Raw genomic sequence first — 20,941 nt, 5'->3', positions numbered from 1 at the left:
TTGCCCGCAAGACTGTATCTTAGAATACATTTTACCCACCAAACCGAAGAGAGCCAAAAATCCCCCTCTTTGGGGAGAAGGGGAAAAGCCAACCCAAGATTAACCCTGCACCATCACCGAGGCAGCGGCAGCCACACCGGCGCCGGGGGTGACACCTTCGACACCTAACTCGATTAAAGTCGCTTCAATGGCAGCGATAACCGTGAGGATATCCCTCTCACTGGCAAAACCTAAATGACCGATACGGAAGATTTTACCCTTGAGATGATCCTGACCACCAGCGAGAGCGATGTCGAACTTTTTATTGAGAGTCGAACGAATTTTTTCCGCATCCACCAGAGTGGGGGCCACCGCAGTAATCGCCGTGGAAGCCCAGGAATCCGCCGCGTAGAGGGGCAAATCCAGGGCGCGCATACCGGCCCGCGTCATCTTCGTTAAGCGTTGGTGACGGGCGAAAATTGCCGCTAATCCCTCTCTTCTCATCATTTGCAGAGAAGCTTGTAAACCGTACATCAGGTTAACTGGAGGGGTAAAGGGGGAACTATCCTCATCGGTGGCTTTTTTGTATTTGCCTAAATCTAGATAAAAACGGGGCAGTTTGGCGGTTTCGTAGGCTTTCCAAGCTTTTTGGCTCACGGAAACAAAACCTAAACCGGGGGGAATCATATAACCTTTCTGGGAACCAGAACCGACCACATCTAAACCCCATTCATCGATGGGAATATGATAGGCTCCTAAACTGGTGACAGCATCGACGATGATTAAAGCTTCCCCGTGGTCTTTTACCGCTTTGTTAATGCTTTCCAAGTCATTGAGAACCCCGGTGGAAGTTTCCGAATGGGTGATAATTACCGCTTTGATGGCTTTTTCCTTGTCTTCGGTCAGTTTAGCAGTGAATGCCTCCGGATCTAGGGGTTTACCCCATTCTGCCTTAATGATATCCACATTTAAGCCGTATGCTTTCGCCACTTTCGCCCAACGTTCCCCAAATTTACCATTATCCCCCACCAAAACTCGATCGCCGGGGCTGAGAAAATTAATAATTCCCGCTTCCATGACACCGGTTCCCGAAGCGGTTAGCATTAAGACATCGCCACTGGTTTGATGCAACCATTTGAGATTTTCGGTTAATTCGGCGATTACCTTGCTAAAAGCGCCCGTCCGATGACCGATGGGTGCTTTAGCCATAGCCAATAATACCGCTTCCGGCACTGGTGTGGGGCCGGGAATCATCAACATATTTTTATTTTCCATGGTTCGTCCTCTCTCGTTGGGCCATATTTAACAAAGATAAAAAACCAAATCTCGATCGCATCAATTCTGAGGGGTTGATTTAAGATTTGGCAAACTCTGATTATATCCCGGCAGATAGCCTTGTCAGTGTTCAGTATTCAGGAGATAGGGTGATAGGGTTTTGGGGTGATAGGGTGATGAGACAGCTTCCCCATCTCCCCAATTCCCCACTTCATAATTCATAATTTATAATTCATACATAATTCCCTCTCCCCACTTCCTAACTCCTATTCCCGATTTTCAAAGAGTTTCTGGATACCTGCGGCAGGATCGGGCAGTTTTACCAAAGATTCGCCGATTAGAACCGCATTTGCTCCCGCTTGCTTCACTTTCGCCAGATCTGTGGCTGTGTGTAATCCCGATTCGCTGACGATTAGAATACCTTTTTCTCGCACCTTTTCGCCCCTGGCTTCTAGTAATTGGCGAGTATTGTCTAAATCGACTGTAAATGTCTCTAAATTGCGGTTATTGATGCCGATTAGTTCGATTCCCTCAATGGCTAACACTCGATCGAATTCGGCCAGACTATGCACCTCTACCAAAGCTGTCATCCCTAAACCCTTGACAATTTTGACAAAATATGCTAAGTCTTGATCGCTTAAAATAGCGGCAATTAAAAGGACAGCATCGGCTCCTTTAGAGCGCGCGTAGTAGATTTGATAGGGATAAAGGATAAATTCCTTGCATAGTAGGGGTAAAGATACCGCTTGCCGGACGAGGCTAAGATTTTCGTAACTACCTTGAAAAAATTTACTATCGGTTAAGACCGATAAACAAGTGGCCCCACCCTGTTCATAGGTACGGGCGATCGCTACAGGATCAAAATCTTCGCGGATGACTCCCTTGCTAGGGGAAGCTTTTTTCACTTCGGCAATCAAAGCGGGTTGGGTTTTACCCTGTTTTAAGGCGGCTAAAAAGTCGCAAGGTGGCGCAGTATTGGCTATTTTTTTGCGTAATTCCAATAAAGGCAACCGCTCGCGCAATTTATCGACTTCGATCTCTTTATGCCAAACGATTTCTTCTAAAATATTTTGCGGTTGTGCCTCTGGCACTTTCACCACATAACTCAAACTCTCAACTTTAACGGCAGGATTGGGGTGTTTTCTTCGGATCTGCATTTTTTCACTGTCCAGAGCTTAACAGTGATTAGTGTAACAGTGATTAGTTATCGGGGATTGAGATAGAGACGGGGAAAACCACGTCTCTACAGACATTTATCTATACTTGTGTGGATATTCCCAGTCTTCACCGAAAGGCTATTGCATAGCTTCGATCGAACGTTCTAAAATTTGATCTTGACGTTTTTCTTCTTCTTGGCGATTTTCAGTTAACAAAACCCGTGCTTTCGCCGTTTCTGCCTCCCCTTCCCCTAAAAGCTCCTCTGTACGAGTTAAGACATTTTCTTCGAGCATTCCTTCTGCTTGTCGTTCTTGGGTTAAATTAAGACGTGCTTTTTCTTGAATATTCATAAATTTATCCTTGCCACAGGTGCGATCAACTTCTGCCTTCAGTCTGACACAAATTTAGGATTCCGTATCATTAACTACAGAAAAATTTAGAATCTTACCTGTGAAACTGAGATTTAGGTATTTGTTCTCATTGCTTAAATGGACAGGGATCGATCGACCTAAAGCTATAAAATAAAACCTATGGAACAATTCCCCAGCGTAATCAAGCTTGTATATCGGGCGAATAATGATCGATTGCCTAAACCAACAGATTTCTTGACAGTATCCGACTCTATCGTAATATCCTATTTGCAGAGCTTATGACCAAAGGTAATTTAAACGATCTCATCCGTAAAGAAGCTAATAAAGAGGTAGAATCCCAATCCTCTGCTTCTCCCAAACGTTCTAAGGAAACAAACGCCAGCTTACAGGCAAAAATTAACGACTTGACGGCAGAGTTAGAAAAAACCGAGAAAAATGGGCAAACTCTCCAAGAAAAAGTTATTTCTCTGGAAAAAGAACTTAAAGAACATCGGGAACTCTCTGTCAGTTTACAGCAGTTACAACAACAGACTGAGCAGTTAGAATCTGTCCTCTCGGAAAAAACCACTTTGGTGGCAAAATTATCGAGTCAATTAAGTCAATCCCAGACGGAATTAACCGAGAAAAAACAGTTAATTGAAAAACTATCGAGTCAATTAAGTCAATCCCAGACGGAATTAACTGAGAAAAAACAGTTAATTGAAAAACTATCGAGTCAATTAAGTCAATCCCAGACGGAATTAACCGAGAAAAAACAGTTAATTGAAAAACTATATAATCAAATTAAAACCCTAGAAAATAGTCCCACCCCCACGCCTGAACCGTCGTCAATTACCAAACCTGCGCCGAAGAAACCCAGTCTTTATAACTTTGAAATGGCAACTTTAGTCCGTTATATTGCCCCAACTCCTACCCCCACAGAGTTAACGGATTCCGATATCGGTTGGTTCGATTAATTATGGCTAGTAAAAACCAAGAACAACAACATCCACAGGAAAGAATTGATCGCCCGATTGTTGATCAGCTGCTGCAATCAGAACCCAATGATTTAAACTTAGCTGAATGCGCTCGTTTACGCATACGTTATCAAAACTTTCCGGGAGCAAGAGAAATCCAAAGAGATTTAGATTTAATCCTAGAAAAATGGCAGTTAGATGAAGCTAGTTTATGGGCAAAAACTCGACAACTGCACAGTCATGGACAAGTGTATCAAATTCGCCAAAGCGAGGAGCAACAGGATTGGAGTTAAATTGCAGCAGTTATCTTAATGGTGCGAGAGGAAAAATCAAACCTATAATTTGATTTTATCTAATAATCTCTGCAAAGGATTTTTTGGTTTGCTTGCTGGCGGATCTGCGGGGGGATTAGGATCATCTAGATAACGATAATATTTCCAGATATCCCAGTAGGGACATCCCGGTTCGATTCGAATTCCTGCCCAATGTAAATATTTTAAGGGCTGATTTAATCTCGGATCGATTAAGATATTCCCCTGACGTTGAAAATGAGGACTCCCCCCCCAATTTCCTGCTTGACAACCCGGAGCGCGGACAATATTAAATCGATTGGGAACTCGTTTGAGAATGGTATAATTAATAATCGGTTGATCGGAGGTTTTTTGAGAAAAATCAAAGTATTCTGGATGAGCGGCACATTCTTGAAAAGCACTATATAATTCCTGTTCTGAGAACAGATTCTTTTTACTAGCCCAAAAACCACCGTTAAACATACCAGTTAGAGCATTTTCTGTGAAGATTCCTTGTTCTAAAACAATCGGATTAAAGACATCAGTAATCCCTTTTTTGTGTTGGTAATCACAGCAGAGAAAATCGTAGGTATCGAGGAAATTTAGATTATCTATTATTTTTTCAAAAACTACGATATCGGTATCGATATAAAGAAATTGATCTAATTCTCCAAACCAACACACCTGCTTGCGAAATTGATTGGGACGAGCAAAGAATTTTTCTCCAAAAATATCATAGATTTTTTGTGCCAATTCTTCCACTAATTGCAGATCGGGATAGAGAATAACGCCATATTTTTCGGACAATAAATCGGCAATTTTTTGATAATTATTGTCGTAGGGAATCAAGATGACGGGAGAATCGGGATCGTACAAACGAATACTATTCATTAATGCGATCGCCTGATCGATAACTCGATCGTTAGCGGTAATGTAAATTCCTCGCTTCATAAATATCCTGGGGGTAAGAGTTAGAAATAATTATATAGCAGTTATCTTAATGGTGAAGTAGAAAGTTTTCCTTTTGGGGAGTCAGCCATCAGACTTCGGACGTTCGGCGAGACTTCGGCGTGAGCTTTTGTCGAACGCTTTTTTCTCCCGATATCCCTGTTTACTGATAACTGCTCACTGCTCACTGATAACTGAATAGCCGATCAATCTTTCTCTGTCAACTCTTAAGGAGTGGTGCGTTTGATTTTTGAATTGGCGAATAATTAAGGAAAGATAACCACTACTTAAACAGTTTTTTCTTAAGTTTAGCCAGAGAACTCTGTATCCATAATTTTTTAAGTCGCAGGGGTTCTAAACCTTCTATATCAGCCGGATAGCGTTTTTTAAGATCAAAGAAATCATTAATTTCTCTGAAAATTGTTTCAAAACGTGGTAGTAATTTTTCGGGATGATAATCATCAAGAAAATTAGCTGGTAAAGAATTAACGGGAAAATTACGGGCATAATTAAGAATACGTTCCAGATCGTATTGAGTGGAATAAGCCCCGATTTTTTGACAATTGAAACCGGGATCGAGATAATCGGCTAGGGCGCTATTAACGCTAGAAAATACCGTACAACCACAGGCTAAAGCTTCCAGGGGCGGTAAGCCAAAACCCTCCGTTAAACCGTTTACAGCCCAATATTCAGCCGAATCGTAGAGATAAACCCGACTACGATTGAATAATCCCACTAAATCCTCCACATAGCTATCTAAAACCTTAACGCGACAGTGGGGACGGAGGGCGGGAACTAGACGACTGAGAAGATACTTTGAGGATTTGCGCCCCTGTACTAAGACATCGATATCCCTTTCTAAGCCTAAATTGAGAAATTCTGAGCCAATTTGATTAGGAAGATAGTAAATCAAAGCATTAGGAGCTTTTTCTCCCCAATAACCCATAGTATTACGGCTAACGGTGATAATTGGTATTTGGGAGGGTAAACGGAAGCCGTAACCTGTACTATGGGCATGATAAATGATATTATGCGATCGCAATTTTTGCACCAGTTTAGGAAGATCAAAACCCCAGCTAACCACAAAAATACTGTCATCCGAGCTTATTTTCGCGAGTATGTCCTCTAAAAAAGGATAATTTAACTCTTTTTGACGATAAGTCACAATCTGGGCGCTACAAATTTGACTAGCCAAATTGACAGTTTTCATTTCTGCCCACAGTCCACCTCCACCAAAGGGAGAAGTAGTACCGGGCAAGAGAAAATAGAGGTTTCTCATCAGGATAATAGAAGTTTTGGTTAAGCGGTAGTTTGGAGACGTGGCTATTCTATACTTAATTATTAAGGTGTGAGGTATCTAAAGGCAATAGTCGATCGAGCATAGATATTATTAAATTATGTTTGCCACCGATAAATACTTAGAATTATTAAAGCAATACCCTCCTCGTCCTATTCACAATGAGGAAGACTTAGAAATGATGCAGGAGGTTATTAATCGCCTTTTAGACAAACCCCAATTAACGGCAGAAGAAAGGGAATATCTAAATGTTTTAGGGTCTTTAATTTATGAGTATGAGGAAAATCAAGAGCCAATACCTGATATTTATGGAATTGAATTGTTAAAATTTATATTAGAGGAAAGAAACCTACAAAAGCAAGATTTGCTATCTATTTTTGAAAGCAAGTCAACCCTGGATGATATTCTTGATGGCCTACAAGAGTTAACTCCTATCTATATTCAAAAATTAGCCATTTTTTTAAATATATCTCCTGATTTATTTCTTATTTCCCGAACTCGAACCCCGGGAGCATCTCATTTATGCAAGTGAGTAATTATACTTATCCCTAAAACTGGTTTCTAGCAAGGCTTTCAAAATAGCTTGACATAAAAACCTGATTTAGGGGTTACAAAGGTGAGATGCTCCCCGAACCCCCCGAACCCCGAACTCAGGTTAAATTACTTGTTAATACTGCACACTTAAAACTCAAATCTGATAACTGATAACTGATAACTGTCTTACTCAGCTTTTACCAAACCCTGAGAGCGAATACAGGCCTGTTCCCAGCGACAATCGGGATTAACTTCCACTGGTTTGAGTCGCGCCCAGATTTCGCCTTGATCATCGGCATAAAAACTATCGATAATAGCAGGAATACGAGTACCAAAAGGTTCAGTAATCAGGACAGAATCGGTCAGATTAAATACTTCGCCATTAGCTCCCGTCGCTTTTTCGATGACGGGAATTTCTGCTTTGGGAATCGGTTTTCGGAATGGAGGAGCCGAATCGAAACGGGGACGGAGGGGAGATTTTATCTCGCTACTAACTGATTTTACCATTTCTGCGGCTGGTTTTTCCTCAATTATTTCTGGAGGGGTTTCCGGGGGTTTGGGGGGTACTGCCGCTCTAGAACCCTTTTTAATAATTTGTAGAGGTTGTAGGGGAGGAGTGGCTTGAATTGGCTCTTCGGGGGGTTCAGGGGTGCTAGGGGTTTTTTTCGGGGGACGTGGCATGGTAGGACAAGGAAAATAAAAACTATAGGATTATTGAAGCACATCGAGCCGCTAACCCGCTCGACCGCTGCTGGTATCAATTTTGCTGTGGCTAATTCTTCCCTGGCCCCGGGCCAGATACCCGCACTACAGCTATCTTAGGAATTAGTCGATTCCCCTCTCCTCCAACTTATTGAAAAAATTTCTCATTAAGTATTGACAACAATTCCTAATAAGCTTATAGTTATTTATAGTGTTCTCCTCTCAAGGATCGGCAGTGGAACCGCGCGGCAGTCTCTAACAATGCGGTTCCCATTTTTTTTGGGGAACGATAGAAGGCTTTTAACGTCTTTAAACTTCTAGGTTTCCTCATCCTTTGGCTTTTATGAACGATAATTCCGACCTGTACCTCGATCATCTCACCCATGGGGATACTGTCATTACTGCTGAAATTGTCGAGCATGAGAGTCAATCCACAGATGAGACAGATTGGGCAGCTCTATCCTCTCATTTACGTCAACAAAATCAAGAATTACAAGCGGAGATCTGGCGACGGGAGCAAGCTCTCGCGGAACTGCGATCGCGGTTAGCCGAGCAACATCGTCGCTTGCAAAGTTGCGATACCCTAATCCAGCAGCAAAACGAGGAACTGCAATACGAAAAGCAACAATTACAGCGAGCTTTAGGGGAAATCGAACAGTATCGTCAAGCAGAACAACGGCAACCGATGATTATTGCCAATTTGACCGCAGAATTGACCCGCACGCGCCAACAATTAGCCCGTTTAGAGCGAGAATGTGCCTTAATTCAGGAAAGTTATCAGGAAAAAAGCCAAAAACTGTGCAACTATGACCAGCAATTGCAGGAATTACGCACCCGTCTCCAACGTCAGCAACGCTACACCCTCCAGTATAAAGCGGCCTTGGCCCAGTATTTCCAGCGCGGTAGCGATCGCAATTCTCCCCCAGATTTAGCCATTGTCGCCAAGGCAGCCGCGATCGAGCCTTGGTCTCAGACAGAGAATCAAGAAAGCGATGAAGTGGCTCCCATCGATGAGTTTGTAGCGGAATTAGAGACAATTGAGCCGGTAGAATCCTTAAATAAGAAAGACAGGGATTGGCCCGCGCCTATTATCTCTCCTTCCCCGAAATATTCCTCTTTTCGGGTTGATTTGCCCACTTTTATTAAATATCGCCAAGAAAAAGATAATCCCTGAACAACAGAAAGAGAGCCGGCGACTGTCCATGTTTCGTCTCGGCTCTCTATTCTGGTTCGCTCCTCACACTAACTAAAATCTATCATAAGCTGATGATTTTGTCTACTAAATTCACAAAAGTTAATATTTTTATAAGTACCTAAGCAAAATTAATTACACATCCAAGCCGTCAGCAGTTACTCCGTCAGACTTCGGCGTGAGCTTTTGTCGAACGCTTTTTGCTGTGATCAGTAAACAGTGAACTAAAAACTCAAATCTGATCCCTGATAGCTGTCTCCTGTCCCCCGTCTCCCGCCTCCTGTCTCCTGTCTCCTGTCTCCTGTCTTCGTTAAAGTTCCGTCATCGGCAGCAGTTGCCATTTTTGACGGAGAAGACGGTTAAGTAGTTTTTGACTGACGCTAATCAGGATTAATCTCGATCGCTGAATTGGGGCCGATTCTCCGATAATGCGACAGTTACGCTCAAAATTGAGCATCGCTTCGCAAAAATTCGCGGTTAGGGGATAGAGTTTCTGGCCTTCCCAACAATCGCAAACGGTTAAAATTTGCAGGATTAAGGCTATTTCGGCGGGATGATGCCAGGATAATAGTTCTGGCTCGGTTAAACTAATTTTTTCCCGATTGAGCAGTTGTAACAAACCAGAATAGCGAGCGTGGGTATATTGAAATAAAAAGAAAAATTCTCCTTCGGGATGGAGAGGAAGCTGATCGCAGAAAAATTTATCGATTAAATCGTTTAGTTTCAGTAACCAAAAGGACAAAAATTGCTGATCTAATAATAATTCTAGCCATCCTTCCCTAAGCTGAATTTGTGGAAAAAGGGCGATTAAATGGTTAAATATGGTTTGACATTGAGCGGATGTAAAATAATAAAACAGAGGTGAACGATAGAGGATAATATCAGTTTTGGGGCAACGATAGAAAGTTAATTTATGGTTGTTTTCTGGAAAAATATTAATTAATTGTTGTTTTAAACAATGCTCGATCGAGGGGTGATTGCAGATAAAATTCATACTCAGAAGGGTAAACGTAGTTGTGCCAAATTAATTGCCATTGGTGAGATGGATACTATGGTCAAAGCAAATTTTTGGCTTAAGATGGATATAGGCGCTCGGATAGTCTTTCTCTTGTCAGAAACTTTAGACTATCTCTAGGGGCTTACCTCTGTCAATCTGGGGGGTTGCACTTCACTTTTGCATGGGCGATTCATGTCGTCTTTTCTGTTAGGCTTAATTTTTGTCAATTATTGATCAGTAATTCCTGGATTTCTCCCCTATTATTGCCCTGGGAATTAATATTTCGTCGAGCTTTTACCCTTTGAATATTATAATCTTTATATAAATCATCAAAAAAATTATTGTCAGAGTCAAAGTTTTTAACGTCGGAATTACTTAAAATAAATTTATAACCGGCCTGATCCACTCGATCGATAAATTGTTTTAATCTTATTTGCTCCTCATCGTTAAAATCTTCTTTAGTATAAGAGGTAAAAGCTGATGTTTTTTTAATCGGTTTATAGGGAGGATCAAAATAAAATAAAGTCTTGTTATTGGCATAGTTTAGGGTTTGGACAAAATCTCCTTGTAGGATCGTCACTTTCTGTAAATGATGATTGACGGCTAATAAGTTTTCTTCATTGCAGATCAATGGTTTGACATATTTTCCAAAGGGGACATTAAAAAGTCCTTTGCTATTGACTCTATAAAGTCCATTAAAACAAGTTTTATTGAGAAATAATAACAAAACTGTTTTTTCTAGACAGTCATCGCAGCTGCGAGAATTAAATTCTATTCTTTTATCCAAAAAAAACTTTTGTTGTTCCTCTAGATTTTTAAGTTCATAAAAATCCTGCTGAATTTTTTTAAGCTTGACTATTAATTCTTTGACATTATCTTTAATAACATTATAAGCCATGATTAAATCAGGATTGATGTCATTAATAATGACTTTTTGGACAGAAGAAAAATTATTTAAGACTGAGAATAAAACTGCCCCACCTCCGACAAAAGGTTCAATGTAGTTAAACTGACAATCTTGAGAAATCTGGGAATTAATCAAAGATAGAATATTAGGAACCAGTTGAGTTTTGCCTCCCGCCCACTTTAAAAAAGGTTTGGCGCTAACTGTTTTCCTTTCAGACAAAGAAGTGGTCATTATTATTACTAGATTATCCTAATCTATTCAATTTACAGCGCAATTCATGAAAACCTGAAAGGCGGATTTGGTATCAGAAAGGTAAACGGGGCATTTTTTTCAATACTGATTCAATTTGGTTGATTAAATCCAGCAGACGATTGCCATCCACATGAACCTCGCTGGTGGGATAATTGTCGAGGACTTCGATGACTTGAATCTCGTTATCGTTGAGGGCAGAAGTGACTAAAGCACCCCGTAAAGCTTGCCGACTAGCGGCTCGATTGGGGGTGTGGACAATTTCGGCGGCATAATCTAGCAAACTTTCGCCAAAAAAACTATTAAGAAATTTGGAAAGAAAGACGGCATCCACTGCTACCCGACGATTAAGGATTTTGCGGAATTCTTCGGGTTTTTGGTTAGCCATCTTTAATTGTGACGCTAAAGCGGTAGCTAATTCGCCTGTTTCGCTCAATTGCTTTAATTCTGATACCGATACGGACCCTTGGAAGATGTGGTATTTGATGATAGCTGATTCGGCGGCTGACAAAGACTGACAAACACCGAGAAAGATGGATATTCCTAGGGGAAGTAAAAGATTTTTGAACATAAACCAAAGGTACAAAACAAGCGAAAAGCACTCGGGATGATTGACTCATTCTAGCGGAATTGGTTGCCGCTTAGGAAAAACTTAAGACGGTGTTGATTATCTAGAGATGAATTTTTTAGTCACCCAACTAGGGGCAGAAAGCTGATAGCTTAATGCTAATCATTAATTTACATTCGCGAGAGGGCAGCGATTTTCGCTAGTTTATCTTTTTCCAAACCGTTGAGATCCTCTAGCTTTAACCATCCTTCCTTTAATAGTTGAGCAAAGACAAAAATTAGGGAAGTATAGCGATAGTCATATTTACCATCAATCTGATGTCGTCGGGCGCTTAGATAATCGTGCATTTGCCAGATATCATCTAAAACCGTGATCTGACCAGACTGTTCTTTAATATGTTCTATTAAAGTCCTAGTTTCTCGCTGATAAGCTTTTTGGAAAGCAGTTTGAGCAATTTCTTGTTCGGTATCTGACCAAATTATTTCACTCATAGGCATGATTTTAGTTTTAGGGATGATAATTTTGGGTTTTTGAACTACCTCGACTCTTTTCGCCCACATCTGTAAGAATGATTGTTTAGTTATTCTTACCTAGATCGGAGAAGAAACCGGTGTATTTACCAATTTTTTTAAGTCAGCCTTTTAATTGTATAAAAAAAAGAGTTCACTTGACAAGGAACTCTAATAAGTTTCATCAGAATTTTTAATGATTTCTCTCAGTAGCTATTTAGCCACGGGCAAAGTTTAATAATTCTTTCGGAGAAGCTAATAAATCGATCGCTACGAAGAAAATTTTATTATCAGGAGTTAGGAGGAAGCGCCATGCCATATTCATACCCACACCCGCACCAAACCAGGGGGTTTGTACTTTTCCCGTCACTTTAATCTGAGTAAAACCGTCATCGGCGGGTTCCACCACACCGCGTTCGGGGATTAATTTCAAATTTTGGCATTCTTCGCGGAAAAAGCGATATACTGCCTCTTTACCGACGACGGGACGTTGGAAAGGTGGTTGCAGAGCGCCGTCAGGGGTGAATAATTCAATTAATACATCAAAGTCATTAGCGTTGAGGTTGTCCATATAGTTGAGGACGGTGGCATTGGTAACGCCTTCAATGCTAACTTTGGTCCGTTCGGCAATATTTTGGGGAGGAACCACGGGTTCGGAAATACGGTTATAATCGCCCAGTTTCTTCGGATCGTAGCCCATATCGACCACACAATTCCGCAGAACGGTGATTTGTTGTCCCGACTCTAATTTTTTAATCCCGTCTAAAACGGCACTAGCATTAGCAGATAGTTCATAACCCTTGGGAATTGGCGCAACACTGCCATCTTCCATCCATTGTCCTAATTGATACCAGAATCCCAGTTTGATATTAGCAGACCAAGTGCCGTAGGTACGACAAATCGGGGTGTCAGCATGGTTGGCTAAGTCGCACATCACCTGCGACTGTTGCAGGGGTGACATCTGCCGAATTTCATTCATGGTTTTTTCGGCAAAGACCATACTAGCAGCGCCGGGGGCGGCAACGGTGATGGTTTTGCCCATTTCTAGGTAGGCAAACCAAATCAAGGCTAGTTGATCTTCGGTATTCAGCTGATTGAAACGCGCAATCGTGGCAGGAACCACATCCGCTGATAGCGTGTTGGGGAAAATGCTCCGCGCTGATTCGATCGTAAACGGCATAGATTCACCTTGAAGTAAAGTTTTGTATCAATTTACCATCATTCTATCATATTTGCGCCCCAAGGCAGCACCACTAGAGAAACTTTCCCAAAAAAAGCTGTACTTTAGATCACACTTACCCAGGATTATCACAAAATCTTAATGGTTGAACAACTGTTCCATCACTTATTTAGGGTTTGCGGCAGCAGCGAGCGATCGCTGTTTGGCGATGCTAGATAATGAAAAGTATCTCTAAAGGATGATTTTTGCTGCTCTAACTCGTTTTCAACCCGGGACTACTCTTGATCATCCCTAGTTTTTTCTAGGATTTCTCACCCCGTAGCAGGCCGTAAATTTCATCCGTATAGTCATAAAACTGAGCTTGTCGTTTAATTTTATAATTACGATCTAGGGGTAAATTAATTGTTAATTCTCGTTGTATAGTCCCGGGCCTAGCACTCAAAACATAAATACGTTGAGCTAAAAAAACCGCTTCATCCACATCATGGGTAATCATTAAAATACTACACCTGATTTTTTGCCAAATTTCAATTAAATATTCGTGCATTCTTTCTTTGGTTTGTACATCTAAAGCTGCAAAGGGTTCGTCCATTAATAAAACTTTGGGATGACAAGCAAGAGAACGGGCGATCGCTACCCGTTGTTTCATCCCACCCGATAGTTCTCTAGGGTAAGCATTAGCGAATTGAGTTAAACCGACAATATCCAGATAATAACAGGCCACTTCCCAGCATTCTTTTGTCGATAATCCCTGTAGTTTTAAGCCAAATTCAACATTTTTTTGGATCGTCATCCAGGGATAGAGTGTATAATTTTGAAAAACCATGCCGCGATCGGCTCCTGGCCCTGTCACTTCAACACCATCAACGGTAATTTTGCCGGAAGTGGGCAGCTCTAAACCCGCAATCATTCGCAACAAAGTTGATTTTCCCGAACCAGAGGCCCCGACCGCACAGACAAATTCAGCACTTTCAACGTGTAAATTAATATCTTTCAGAGCGACCACAGCACCTCGTTTAGTGATGAAAATTTTATTGAGTTGAGTAATTTCTAAGTGCATTAAGGTTCTTCTCTTATCATTAAAATAACTTTACTGGTGACAGAATAAACTCTGTTATTGAGTTTTTAAGTTAACGAGTAATTGACCATTTACAAGTCCACTGCAAAAACAAACGAAAACTTAAATCTAGAGCAAAGCCAATAATTCCTAGTACAATTAAACAGGCAAAAATTTCATCGGTTCTCAGAAATTTCTGGGACAATAAAATCCGTTTGCCTAAGCCATTATCGGCCGCCACCAATTCCGCCACTACTACCAAATTCCAGGCGGCCGCCATATTAACACGAAAAGTATCGATAACATTAGGAATAATATAGGGAGTAATCACTTTAAATAAAACCTGTTTTCGAGTTCCTCCAAGAGTATAAGTTACTTCGATCAATTCACGGGGAATGAACTTAACTGCATCCATAATCATCAGGGTATTAAAGAAAATTGTCCCGATAAAAATCAGCATAATTTTTGACGTTTCTCCAATACCCAAATAAATAACCAATAGGGGAATAAAAGCAGGAGCGGGCATATAACGTACAACGCCAATGATCGGTTCCATTAAACTACGAATACTCGGAAAAGTTCCCATTAAAATCCCCAGGGGAATAGCAAACAATCCTCCCAAAAAAAAGCCCCCAACTACTCGTAAAAAACTGGTAATAGTATCTTGAATTAAAAAGCCCTGTTCTGCCAATTTTCCTAAGGCCTGAATAACGGCTAAAGGAGAAGGCAAAAATACGGATTCAATGCCCGCAAAACTAGAGATTAGTAACCAGAAAATAAGCGGGACAATAATAGAGGAAACCATTAAAGTCCATTTGAGGGATTCGGGAATATCCTCGGTAATCCGCCAAAAAGTGCTTTGAGGAAGCGTTTTAGGTGTTGTGGTCATGGGATTTGCCAAAGAAAAGAATAATTTTGATAGCCAATATCACCCAGTTATCAAACAATTCTTGAAGTCAATGATCGAGGGACTAATTAGGATTTTTTGTCTTGATTTGCCAACGACTTGACAAATTGGGCATCTAGAATGGTTGTTAGATCGGGGACTTTTTTAATAAAGCCAACTTCCATCATAAAATCAGCCATTTTTTGAGCGGCAAAGGGCATATTTTTCATGGTTTTCCCCGGACTAAAGGCTTCTAGGTTTTCTTCTAGGGTGAAAAACTTCGTTCCCTCTTTATATAGGGCTAATTCTTCTGGACTAATGCCCGCACGCTTGGCCATAATCTCATCGGCTTTTTGGGGATTTTTAGCCATAAACTCTCGAACCTCAAACCATGTTTTGACAAGAGCCTGAACCTGTTCTGGTTTTTCTTTGATTAATTTGGCACTGACAACTAACAAATCAGGAATAGCACCTGGAAAAGCTTTAGAACTAATTAATTCTTTAGAACCTTTTCTTTTAAGGGCTGTTGACCAAAAAGGTGGAAAAGCACCAACTGCATCTACTTTTCCCGATGCAAAAGCGGCAGCAGCAGCCCCTGTTTCCATGGGGACAATTTGCACATCTTTACGGCTCATTCCTTCTTTTTCTAGAGCTAAACTGAGGAGAAAATCACCGACAACGCCTTCTTCAGCAGCAACTTTTTTGCCTTTTAAATCTTGAATCGTTTTAATCTCTTCTGTGACAATAATTTTATCATTTCCTGACGAGTTATCATTAACTAAAACAGCAACTTGACCATTCACTGCATCTCCCGCAAAAGCGATTGTATCGTTGAGAGTTTGACTATTTCCATCTAATTGTCCGGCGGCCAAAGCTTGTAAGGATTCAAGATAACCATCAAACCATTTCATTTGAACATTAGCCCCATTTTTAGCAAATAATCCCTCTTCTTCAGCGATCGCCCAGGGCCACCAACCGGCCCAATTACTATAACCGATGACAATGGGGGCAGTATTACTCAGAGAACTACTTGCATTGGGGGTTTGCTGAGGAGCTTGATTACAACTAATGGTCAGGAGTAAGCTACTAAAAAAAACGAGAGGTAAGGAGAAAAAATTGCGCCGTTTCATAGGTAATAGCCTTTAGAGATGACAGATAGTAAGTAAGTAGTTATAATCCAATTGAAGATAGATTTTGCCTTTGATCCCCCCTGTCCCCCTTGATAAGGGGGGAATCTGAGAATTTTTAACACCTACCTAATTAAAACAGAAATAAATCTCAAAAACTGTTACTGATTAACAATTCAAGAACCTAGTCCTATTGACTTGGCTTTTTAGCCAATTTAACCACTCTTCTAAACCTTCTCCTGTTTGAGCAGAAAGAGCAATAATCTTTACATCGGGATTCATGGAGCGAACATTTGCTTCTAAACGTTTTAAATCAATCTCTAAATAAGGAGCCAGATCTAATTTAGTAACAATCAGACAATCCGCTTCTTGAAACATAATTGGATATTTGAGGGGTTTATCTTCTCCTTCAGTAATACTTAATAGAGCAACTTTGGCGTGTTCCCCTACCTCAAATTCGGCGGGACAAACTAAATTTCCCACATTTTCCACCAACAATAAATCAAACTCTTTGGGGTTATAATCTTCTTTGAAACGATGAATTCCCCCGGCTACCATTTTGGAATCTAAGTGACAGGAGCGACCCGTATTAATGGCAATCACGGGAACTCCATATTGTCTCAGGCGCTCTGCATCTAGTTCTGTAGTCATATCGCCTTCAATAACAGCCATTTTTAATTGATCTTTTAAGGCTGCAAGGGTTTTTTCCAATAACACAGTTTTACCCGCACCAGGACTACTCATCAGGTTTAAACAGGTAATGCCCCACTCGTCAAAATGTTCCCGGTTGTGATCGGCTCCTGCTTGATTGGCATGAAGTAGATTAATTTCTAGGGCTGCGTCAAAAGTTTGGTGCATTTTAATTGAGAATGAATAATTGATCATCGAACTTTTATAAGCGATCACCCAACTTTTTTTTAAGAAACTAAAGAATATTCAATATGGTCAATTTTTAACTCTCGACCTGAACGAATATCCTCCATCGGCGATCGACAAGTTGGGCAGGAATATTGCTGGCCAATTTGGGGTTGATAATCCTTTTGGCAGCAATGACAATAAGCAATTAGGGGAATATTTTTAATCGCTAATTCCACACCAGCAAGAAAAGTATTGGCAGTTTGAACTTCAAAGGCAAATTGTAAACTGACCGGTTCAACACAGGTAAATTCACCAACCATGAGATGAATTTTTTCAATTTTGAGCTTTTCAGGTTGGCTATCATACCAATCTCGAACTGTCATAATTAACGCCTTGGTCATATCAGTTTCGTGCATAGGAAATTACTGCCAAGGTTCGTCAACGGCCAGATTGGCTTCAGGATGAATATAATAGGGCTTTTCTTTACGCGGTAATTGACCTGAAATAACCAGATGAGCCATGGCATCACAAATAACACGAGTAGCCATCAAAGAGGTCATATCACTAATATCGTAGGGAGGGGAAACTTCCACCACTTCCATGCCACAAATGGGAGCTTTTTGGATAATTTTACCTAATAAAGCTAAGGCTTCACGGGGTAATAAACCGCCAGGTTCCGGCCAACCTGTACCGGGGACAAAACCAGCATCAATGCAATCAATATCGAAACTAATCCAAACGCAATCCGTCCCATCTAAAGCTCGTTCTAAGGCAAATTCGGCGGCGGCATCAATGCCTCGTTCTACAATGTCGGTGACGGTCAAAATATTAGTGGCCCGCTCGCGGCAAACTTTAACACCTTGACGGGGAACTTGCCAACCACCAATCCCTAATTGGACGAGATTTTTAGCAGGAGCATTTTTCATATTGGTGGCATGAAACCAGGGGCAAGTGTGCATCCGTTCATCTAAATCCGTTTCCTGGGTATCCACATGGCGATCAAAGTGAATAATACCGACTTTTTTATCCCCTAAATGCCGACAAATACCCCGCACCGTCGGAAAACCAATAGAATGATCACCCCCTAAAATAATCGGCAATGCGCCGGAACTAAAGACATGGGCAACCCCCTTAGAGATTTGATCAAAGGACTTTTCATTATTAGCAGGAATGGTGAAAATATCCCCCAAATCACAGAGCGTAATTTGTTCCCGCAAATCTACCCCTAATTCAAAATTGTAGGGCGTATAAAGGGCCGAAATCCGCCGAATTCCCTGGGGACCAAAACGAGTTCCGGGTCGGTAAGTTGTCCCCGAATCATGGGGAACACCCACGATGGCCACGTCATAATTGCCCACATTCCGCACATCTTCCAAATAGGGGGCCTTCATAAAGGTGTTAATTCCCGCATAGTGGGGTAACTCACCCCTGGAAAAGGTGGGAATACTGCGATCGCGAATACTATCGGCCGCCTCTAAACCGTAGGTTAACCCCTGAGAAACTTCCTGTTGCCAACCGGTTAGGGGCAAATGGCGTTCTTTTTCTAGGGCCTGTTCAGCTTCGGTTAAATGCGGGGGTTGAAAAGTAGATTCCTCGGACATCATTTTACCTCAAAATACAATAACCCAGGAGTCTTCAAAGACACTGCCTCAAAACAGTTATCCTTAAAGTCTCCCGGGCTTTTATCCCGCCGTGTAGCCAGCTTAGACGGAAAAAATTTTCGATCCGATCATTTAAGACTAGCTTGCTCCTCTCGGACCTGACATTTAAAGAAGTTTAAATCGGAACCCTAGAAGCAATTTTCTTGACATTAGACGATCTCAATCCAAAAAACAGTATCACAGACTACACAAAAAGGGATTTTTCCTGCTTAGATATGGTTTGCTGAATAAGTTTGTTGGTGGGGTTAGGGTGTGGGGTTTTACCCATTTAAACAGGACAAGTAAACAAGTCAAATTTTGGGTGCAAGCAGTTCGATCAACTCACTGACCACATTGCGCCCCTATAGGGGCGCAATAATACTATTGTAGGGGCGAATTGCCTTCGCCCCTAATAACTTCTGCTGCTCACATATATGTGAGAGAAAGTCACAAATACAAGATGCAGCCTACGCCCTTTCTTAGATAATCCTTTCTTATCACCATAACTCCGGCAAGCAGAATTAAGATGAGTTAGAGTTTAAATGCTTGGGAAAATAGGGCTTGTAGGCGCAGGGATTTTACATTACGAATATAGTATCATGTCAAGGGGCTTTTGTCAAGAGAAAATTTAACAAAATCCAGATTTAGTAAAACCTAGTTAGACGGCAAAAATTTCTGTTTTAACTTCAAGCTAACAATCCGTCCTAACCCACCACCTATCATCGACTATGATTGGAATGATTGAATGATAGACTATGATTGAATTAATCACTGATAACTGATAACTGATAACTGATAACTGATAACTGATGACTGATGACTGATAAAGCTATGACACTCAAAGAACAACTAATTAAAGAAATCGAGCAGACACCTGACACCCTTTTGACTGAATTACTTGACTTTTTGCTCTTTATCAAAGAACGACATACTGCAATAGAAATTACAGAAGAAGAGCAAGCTAACATAATCGCTTCTGAATCAGCTTATCAAGCAGGAGACTATCTAACCCTCGAAGAATATGAGGCAACTCAAGCGTGAACTACAGAGTTATTATTCCGAAACCAGTTCAAAAACAACTAAACAACTTACCCAAACAACAACGCGAACGCTTAATTACTGCCATTAGACTACTTACCGATACACCTCGTCCTAGCGGAGTCAAGAAACTCAAAGGATATGATGAAACCTACCGAATTAGAATAGGAGATTATCGCATCATTTACAAAATTCAAGACAAGAAATGCTGATTATCATATTGAGTAGTATTCATCGAAAAGATGCTTATTGAACCTCTCAGTAGGTGGGGGTAATTCAATATAAGATGAACGTAGGTTGGGTTGAAGCATGAAACCCAACGCCCTTATGGTATAATCATTTGATGGACTATAATTGAATTAATCACTGATAACTGATCAAGCTATGACACTCAAAGAAGAACTTATTAAAGAAATTGAAACAACTCCCATTTCTTTGCTACCAGAAATCCTGCATTTTGTCCAATTTATAAAAACAAAACATCCAGACGTTGACTTTATGGAATTTGCTGGTATGGCAGCAGATATAGAAAATACTATGCAAGAGATTGTCGAAGAAGCAGAAGCTAATCGTCAACTCGATTTAAGACAGATAAATGACTTATGAAACAAGCATTACTTGATACCAATATCCTCTCTTATTTTTTACGAGGTAATCCCGCAGTAATTGAACAATTCCGCATCTATCGACAACAATATACCTATATATCGTTTTCAATCTTTACCTATTACGAGATTAAAAGTGGCTTATTGTATAAAGATGCACGAAATCAACAACAACAATTTGAACGTCTTGCAGAAGTCAGTGAAGTAATTGCTTATGATCGTGAAATTAGTGATATAGCTACTCAAATATACGTTAATCTTAGAATAAAAGGACAACTAATTACCCCGATTGATTTGTTTATTGCTGCGACTGCTATTTATTGCAATTATACTCTGATTACAGCTAACATTAAGCATTTTCAAAATATTCCCAATCTTAGTTATGAAAATTGGTATCTCTCAACAACCTAGCACCATTGTACGATTGCCAAGGCAGGTACAAGGTACACAGAAGTGGAACCTCTCTATCGAGAAGCGATTAAGATTGCTACCCAAGTATTAGGAGACAATCATCCCGATAACCAAACAATTATGGAGAACTATAAAACTATGTTGTCACAACTCCGGCAAGCAGAATCAGGATGAGTTAGAGTTTAAATGCTTGGGAAAATAGGGCTT

25 protein-coding genes, 1 pseudogene and 1 riboswitch are annotated in these 20,941 nt (G+C 40.8%); of the genes and pseudogenes, 9 read left to right on the top strand and 17 right to left on the bottom strand.

The genetic code is table 11. The features are described 5' to 3' along the window. Nucleotides 1-99 precede the first annotated feature (99 nt). The 3 genes from N0824_RS07900 to N0824_RS07890 all read right to left on the bottom strand — a co-directional run bounded on the left by N0824_RS07900 (nucleotide 100) and on the right by N0824_RS07890 (nucleotide 2,762). The gene (locus N0824_RS07900) at nucleotides 100-1,254 is read right to left on the bottom strand and encodes an alanine--glyoxylate aminotransferase family protein (RefSeq protein WP_108936366.1); all 1,155 of its coding nucleotides are present in this window, start codon (nucleotides 1,252-1,254) and stop codon (nucleotides 100-102) included. Nucleotides 1,255-1,520: 266 nt separating this feature from the next. After that, the gene (gene trpC, locus N0824_RS07895; RefSeq protein WP_108936365.1) at nucleotides 1,521-2,411 is read right to left on the bottom strand and encodes an indole-3-glycerol phosphate synthase TrpC; all 891 of its coding nucleotides are present in this window, start codon (nucleotides 2,409-2,411) and stop codon (nucleotides 1,521-1,523) included. A 138-nt stretch (nucleotides 2,412-2,549) separates the two neighbouring features. Continuing rightward, a complete protein-coding gene (locus N0824_RS07890) occupies nucleotides 2,550-2,762 on the bottom strand; it encodes a hypothetical protein (protein ID WP_108936364.1) in 213 nt (70 codons plus the stop codon). A 299-nt stretch (nucleotides 2,763-3,061) separates the two neighbouring features. Here N0824_RS07890 and N0824_RS07885 point away from each other — a divergent pair, with 299 nt between their 5' ends. Together N0824_RS07885 and N0824_RS07880 are read left to right on the top strand one after the other, a co-directional pair. Next, nucleotides 3,062-3,739, top strand: coding sequence for a hypothetical protein (locus N0824_RS07885; RefSeq protein ID WP_108936363.1), 678 nt, complete (start codon nucleotides 3,062-3,064; stop codon nucleotides 3,737-3,739). Nucleotides 3,740-3,741: 2 nt separating this feature from the next. Next, a complete protein-coding gene (locus tag N0824_RS07880) occupies nucleotides 3,742-4,032 on the top strand; it encodes a DUF3288 family protein (RefSeq protein WP_002738029.1) in 291 nt (96 codons plus the stop codon). Nucleotides 4,033-4,074: 42 nt separating this feature from the next. Here N0824_RS07880 and N0824_RS07875 read toward each other — a convergent pair whose 3' ends face one another. Both N0824_RS07875 and N0824_RS07870 read right to left on the bottom strand, forming a co-directional pair. Next, nucleotides 4,075-4,980, bottom strand: coding sequence for an Npun_R2821/Npun_R2822 family protein (locus tag N0824_RS07875; RefSeq protein ID WP_108936362.1), 906 nt, complete (start codon nucleotides 4,978-4,980; stop codon nucleotides 4,075-4,077). Between the two features lie 280 nt (nucleotides 4,981-5,260). Then, a complete protein-coding gene (locus tag N0824_RS07870) occupies nucleotides 5,261-6,256 on the bottom strand; it encodes a glycosyltransferase (protein ID WP_108936361.1) in 996 nt (331 codons plus the stop codon). A 118-nt stretch (nucleotides 6,257-6,374) separates the two neighbouring features. On the opposite strand from N0824_RS07870, the gene N0824_RS07865 reads away from it, so the two are divergent. Beyond that, on the top strand, nucleotides 6,375-6,806 hold the full coding sequence (locus tag N0824_RS07865) for a type II toxin-antitoxin system HigA family antitoxin (protein WP_108936360.1): 432 nt from the start codon (nucleotides 6,375-6,377) through the stop codon (nucleotides 6,804-6,806). A gap of 188 nt (nucleotides 6,807-6,994) precedes the next feature. Here N0824_RS07865 and N0824_RS07860 read toward each other — a convergent pair whose 3' ends face one another. Continuing rightward, nucleotides 6,995-7,489: a hypothetical protein gene (locus tag N0824_RS07860; protein WP_108936359.1), complete on the bottom strand. Its 495-nt coding sequence runs from the start codon at nucleotides 7,487-7,489 to the stop codon at nucleotides 6,995-6,997. Nucleotides 7,490-7,853: 364 nt separating this feature from the next. Here N0824_RS07860 and N0824_RS07855 point away from each other — a divergent pair, with 364 nt between their 5' ends. Continuing rightward, on the top strand, nucleotides 7,854-8,684 hold the full coding sequence (locus N0824_RS07855; protein WP_108936358.1) for a hypothetical protein: 831 nt from the start codon (nucleotides 7,854-7,856) through the stop codon (nucleotides 8,682-8,684). 328 nt (nucleotides 8,685-9,012) lie between these two features. Here the strand turns inward: N0824_RS07855 and N0824_RS07850 are convergent, their stop codons facing one another. From N0824_RS07850 to N0824_RS07800, 11 genes are all read right to left on the bottom strand, one after another. After that, nucleotides 9,013-9,696: an anticodon-binding protein gene (locus tag N0824_RS07850; RefSeq protein WP_108936357.1), complete on the bottom strand. Its 684-nt coding sequence runs from the start codon at nucleotides 9,694-9,696 to the stop codon at nucleotides 9,013-9,015. A gap of 226 nt (nucleotides 9,697-9,922) precedes the next feature. Beyond that, nucleotides 9,923-10,837: a DNA adenine methylase gene (locus tag N0824_RS07845; RefSeq protein WP_108936356.1), complete on the bottom strand. Its 915-nt coding sequence runs from the start codon at nucleotides 10,835-10,837 to the stop codon at nucleotides 9,923-9,925. Nucleotides 10,838-10,910: 73 nt separating this feature from the next. Then, nucleotides 10,911-11,426: an alpha/beta hydrolase gene (locus N0824_RS07840; protein WP_108936355.1), complete on the bottom strand. Its 516-nt coding sequence runs from the start codon at nucleotides 11,424-11,426 to the stop codon at nucleotides 10,911-10,913. A 167-nt stretch (nucleotides 11,427-11,593) separates the two neighbouring features. Further along, nucleotides 11,594-11,983 carry a hypothetical protein gene (locus N0824_RS07835; protein ID WP_002760938.1) on the bottom strand — a complete coding sequence of 130 codons (390 nt, stop codon included), beginning with the start codon at nucleotides 11,981-11,983 and terminating at the stop codon, nucleotides 11,594-11,596. A 166-nt stretch (nucleotides 11,984-12,149) separates the two neighbouring features. Continuing rightward, on the bottom strand, nucleotides 12,150-13,112 hold the full coding sequence (locus N0824_RS07830; RefSeq protein ID WP_002777584.1) for an orange carotenoid-binding protein: 963 nt from the start codon (nucleotides 13,110-13,112) through the stop codon (nucleotides 12,150-12,152). A 301-nt stretch (nucleotides 13,113-13,413) separates the two neighbouring features. Continuing rightward, complete coding sequence (locus N0824_RS07825) at nucleotides 13,414-14,172, bottom strand: ABC transporter ATP-binding protein (RefSeq protein ID WP_108936354.1); 759 nt, start codon at nucleotides 14,170-14,172, stop codon at nucleotides 13,414-13,416. A 70-nt stretch (nucleotides 14,173-14,242) separates the two neighbouring features. Next, nucleotides 14,243-15,058: an ABC transporter permease gene (locus tag N0824_RS07820; RefSeq protein WP_108936353.1), complete on the bottom strand. Its 816-nt coding sequence runs from the start codon at nucleotides 15,056-15,058 to the stop codon at nucleotides 14,243-14,245. Between the two features lie 86 nt (nucleotides 15,059-15,144). After that, complete coding sequence (locus N0824_RS07815; RefSeq protein ID WP_108936352.1) at nucleotides 15,145-16,185, bottom strand: ABC transporter substrate-binding protein; 1,041 nt, start codon at nucleotides 16,183-16,185, stop codon at nucleotides 15,145-15,147. Nucleotides 16,186-16,350: 165 nt separating this feature from the next. Further along, entirely contained in the window at nucleotides 16,351-17,040 is a 690-nt protein-coding gene (gene hypB, locus N0824_RS07810) for a hydrogenase nickel incorporation protein HypB (protein ID WP_002784791.1), read from the bottom strand. A gap of 59 nt (nucleotides 17,041-17,099) precedes the next feature. Next, nucleotides 17,100-17,456, bottom strand: a complete 357-nt coding sequence (gene hypA, locus N0824_RS07805; RefSeq protein WP_002798306.1) for a hydrogenase maturation nickel metallochaperone HypA — start codon at nucleotides 17,454-17,456, stop codon at nucleotides 17,100-17,102. A gap of 6 nt (nucleotides 17,457-17,462) precedes the next feature. After that, nucleotides 17,463-18,641, bottom strand: a complete 1,179-nt coding sequence (locus N0824_RS07800) for an agmatinase family protein (protein ID WP_043995923.1) — start codon at nucleotides 18,639-18,641, stop codon at nucleotides 17,463-17,465. Nucleotides 18,642-18,709: 68 nt separating this feature from the next. Continuing rightward, nucleotides 18,710-18,844, bottom strand: a riboswitch (guanidine-I (ykkC/yxkD leader). A 667-nt stretch (nucleotides 18,845-19,511) separates the two neighbouring features. Here N0824_RS07800 and N0824_RS07795 point away from each other — a divergent pair. The 5 genes and pseudogenes from N0824_RS07795 (at nucleotide 19,512) to N0824_RS07775 (ending at nucleotide 20,908) form a co-directional block, all read left to right on the top strand. Further along, a complete protein-coding gene (locus N0824_RS07795) occupies nucleotides 19,512-19,721 on the top strand; it encodes a hypothetical protein (RefSeq protein WP_002760925.1) in 210 nt (69 codons plus the stop codon). After that, nucleotides 19,718-19,971: pseudogene (locus N0824_RS07790) on the top strand (type II toxin-antitoxin system RelE/ParE family toxin). Before N0824_RS07795 ends, N0824_RS07790 begins: the two are co-directional and overlap by 4 nt. 131 nt (nucleotides 19,972-20,102) lie before the next feature. Beyond that, nucleotides 20,103-20,324 carry a hypothetical protein gene (locus N0824_RS07785; RefSeq protein WP_108936351.1) on the top strand — a complete coding sequence of 74 codons (222 nt, stop codon included), beginning with the start codon at nucleotides 20,103-20,105 and terminating at the stop codon, nucleotides 20,322-20,324. Then, the gene (locus tag N0824_RS07780) at nucleotides 20,321-20,734 is read left to right on the top strand and encodes a type II toxin-antitoxin system VapC family toxin (RefSeq protein ID WP_108936350.1); all 414 of its coding nucleotides are present in this window, start codon (nucleotides 20,321-20,323) and stop codon (nucleotides 20,732-20,734) included. The genes N0824_RS07785 and N0824_RS07780 overlap by 4 nt, the downstream gene beginning before the upstream one ends. Before the next feature lie 42 nt (nucleotides 20,735-20,776). Then, entirely contained in the window at nucleotides 20,777-20,908 is a 132-nt protein-coding gene (locus N0824_RS07775; protein WP_233256382.1) for a tetratricopeptide repeat protein, read from the top strand. Nucleotides 20,909-20,941 lie beyond the last annotated feature (33 nt).

This window comes from Microcystis sp. 0824 (assembly GCF_003112475.1).
Taxonomy (GTDB): Bacteria; Cyanobacteriota; Cyanobacteriia; order Cyanobacteriales; family Microcystaceae; genus Microcystis; species Microcystis aeruginosa_C.
This window is presented reverse-complemented; position numbering and strand designations above follow the sequence as displayed.

What these genes read in the sequence shown, in the direction of transcription:
- N0824_RS07840 (WP_108936355.1), bottom strand. Translation starts at nt 11,426, where the DNA reads ATGTTCAAAAATCTTTTACTTCCCCTAGGAATATCCATCTTTCTCGGT.
- N0824_RS07835 (WP_002760938.1), bottom strand. Translation starts at nt 11,983, where the DNA reads ATGTGGGCGAAAAGAGTCGAGGTAGTTCAAAAACCCAAAATTATCATC.
- N0824_RS07855 (WP_108936358.1), top strand. Translation starts at nt 7,854, where the DNA reads ATGAACGATAATTCCGACCTGTACCTCGATCATCTCACCCATGGGGAT.
- N0824_RS07815 (WP_108936352.1), bottom strand. Translation starts at nt 16,185, where the DNA reads ATGAAACGGCGCAATTTTTTCTCCTTACCTCTCGTTTTTTTTAGTAGC.
- N0824_RS07850 (WP_108936357.1), bottom strand. Translation starts at nt 9,696, where the DNA reads ATGAATTTTATCTGCAATCACCCCTCGATCGAGCATTGTTTAAAACAA.
- N0824_RS07785 (WP_108936351.1), top strand. Translation starts at nt 20,103, where the DNA reads ATGACACTCAAAGAAGAACTTATTAAAGAAATTGAAACAACTCCCATT.
- N0824_RS07885 (WP_108936363.1), top strand. Translation starts at nt 3,062, where the DNA reads ATGACCAAAGGTAATTTAAACGATCTCATCCGTAAAGAAGCTAATAAA.
- N0824_RS07870 (WP_108936361.1), bottom strand. Translation starts at nt 6,256, where the DNA reads ATGAGAAACCTCTATTTTCTCTTGCCCGGTACTACTTCTCCCTTTGGT.
- N0824_RS07795 (WP_002760925.1), top strand. Translation starts at nt 19,512, where the DNA reads ATGACACTCAAAGAACAACTAATTAAAGAAATCGAGCAGACACCTGAC.
- hypA (WP_002798306.1), bottom strand. Translation starts at nt 17,456, where the DNA reads ATGCACGAAACTGATATGACCAAGGCGTTAATTATGACAGTTCGAGAT.
- N0824_RS07830 (WP_002777584.1), bottom strand. Translation starts at nt 13,112, where the DNA reads ATGCCGTTTACGATCGAATCAGCGCGGAGCATTTTCCCCAACACGCTA.
- N0824_RS07820 (WP_108936353.1), bottom strand. Translation starts at nt 15,058, where the DNA reads ATGACCACAACACCTAAAACGCTTCCTCAAAGCACTTTTTGGCGGATT.
- trpC (WP_108936365.1), bottom strand. Translation starts at nt 2,411, where the DNA reads ATGCAGATCCGAAGAAAACACCCCAATCCTGCCGTTAAAGTTGAGAGT.
- N0824_RS07865 (WP_108936360.1), top strand. Translation starts at nt 6,375, where the DNA reads ATGTTTGCCACCGATAAATACTTAGAATTATTAAAGCAATACCCTCCT.
- hypB (WP_002784791.1), bottom strand. Translation starts at nt 17,040, where the DNA reads ATGCACCAAACTTTTGACGCAGCCCTAGAAATTAATCTACTTCATGCC.
- N0824_RS07875 (WP_108936362.1), bottom strand. Translation starts at nt 4,980, where the DNA reads ATGAAGCGAGGAATTTACATTACCGCTAACGATCGAGTTATCGATCAG.
- N0824_RS07780 (WP_108936350.1), top strand. Translation starts at nt 20,321, where the DNA reads ATGAAACAAGCATTACTTGATACCAATATCCTCTCTTATTTTTTACGA.
- N0824_RS07890 (WP_108936364.1), bottom strand. Translation starts at nt 2,762, where the DNA reads ATGAATATTCAAGAAAAAGCACGTCTTAATTTAACCCAAGAACGACAA.
- N0824_RS07845 (WP_108936356.1), bottom strand. Translation starts at nt 10,837, where the DNA reads ATGACCACTTCTTTGTCTGAAAGGAAAACAGTTAGCGCCAAACCTTTT.
- N0824_RS07800 (WP_043995923.1), bottom strand. Translation starts at nt 18,641, where the DNA reads ATGTCCGAGGAATCTACTTTTCAACCCCCGCATTTAACCGAAGCTGAA.
- N0824_RS07900 (WP_108936366.1), bottom strand. Translation starts at nt 1,254, where the DNA reads ATGGAAAATAAAAATATGTTGATGATTCCCGGCCCCACACCAGTGCCG.
- N0824_RS07860 (WP_108936359.1), bottom strand. Translation starts at nt 7,489, where the DNA reads ATGCCACGTCCCCCGAAAAAAACCCCTAGCACCCCTGAACCCCCCGAA.
- N0824_RS07880 (WP_002738029.1), top strand. Translation starts at nt 3,742, where the DNA reads ATGGCTAGTAAAAACCAAGAACAACAACATCCACAGGAAAGAATTGAT.
- N0824_RS07825 (WP_108936354.1), bottom strand. Translation starts at nt 14,172, where the DNA reads ATGCACTTAGAAATTACTCAACTCAATAAAATTTTCATCACTAAACGA.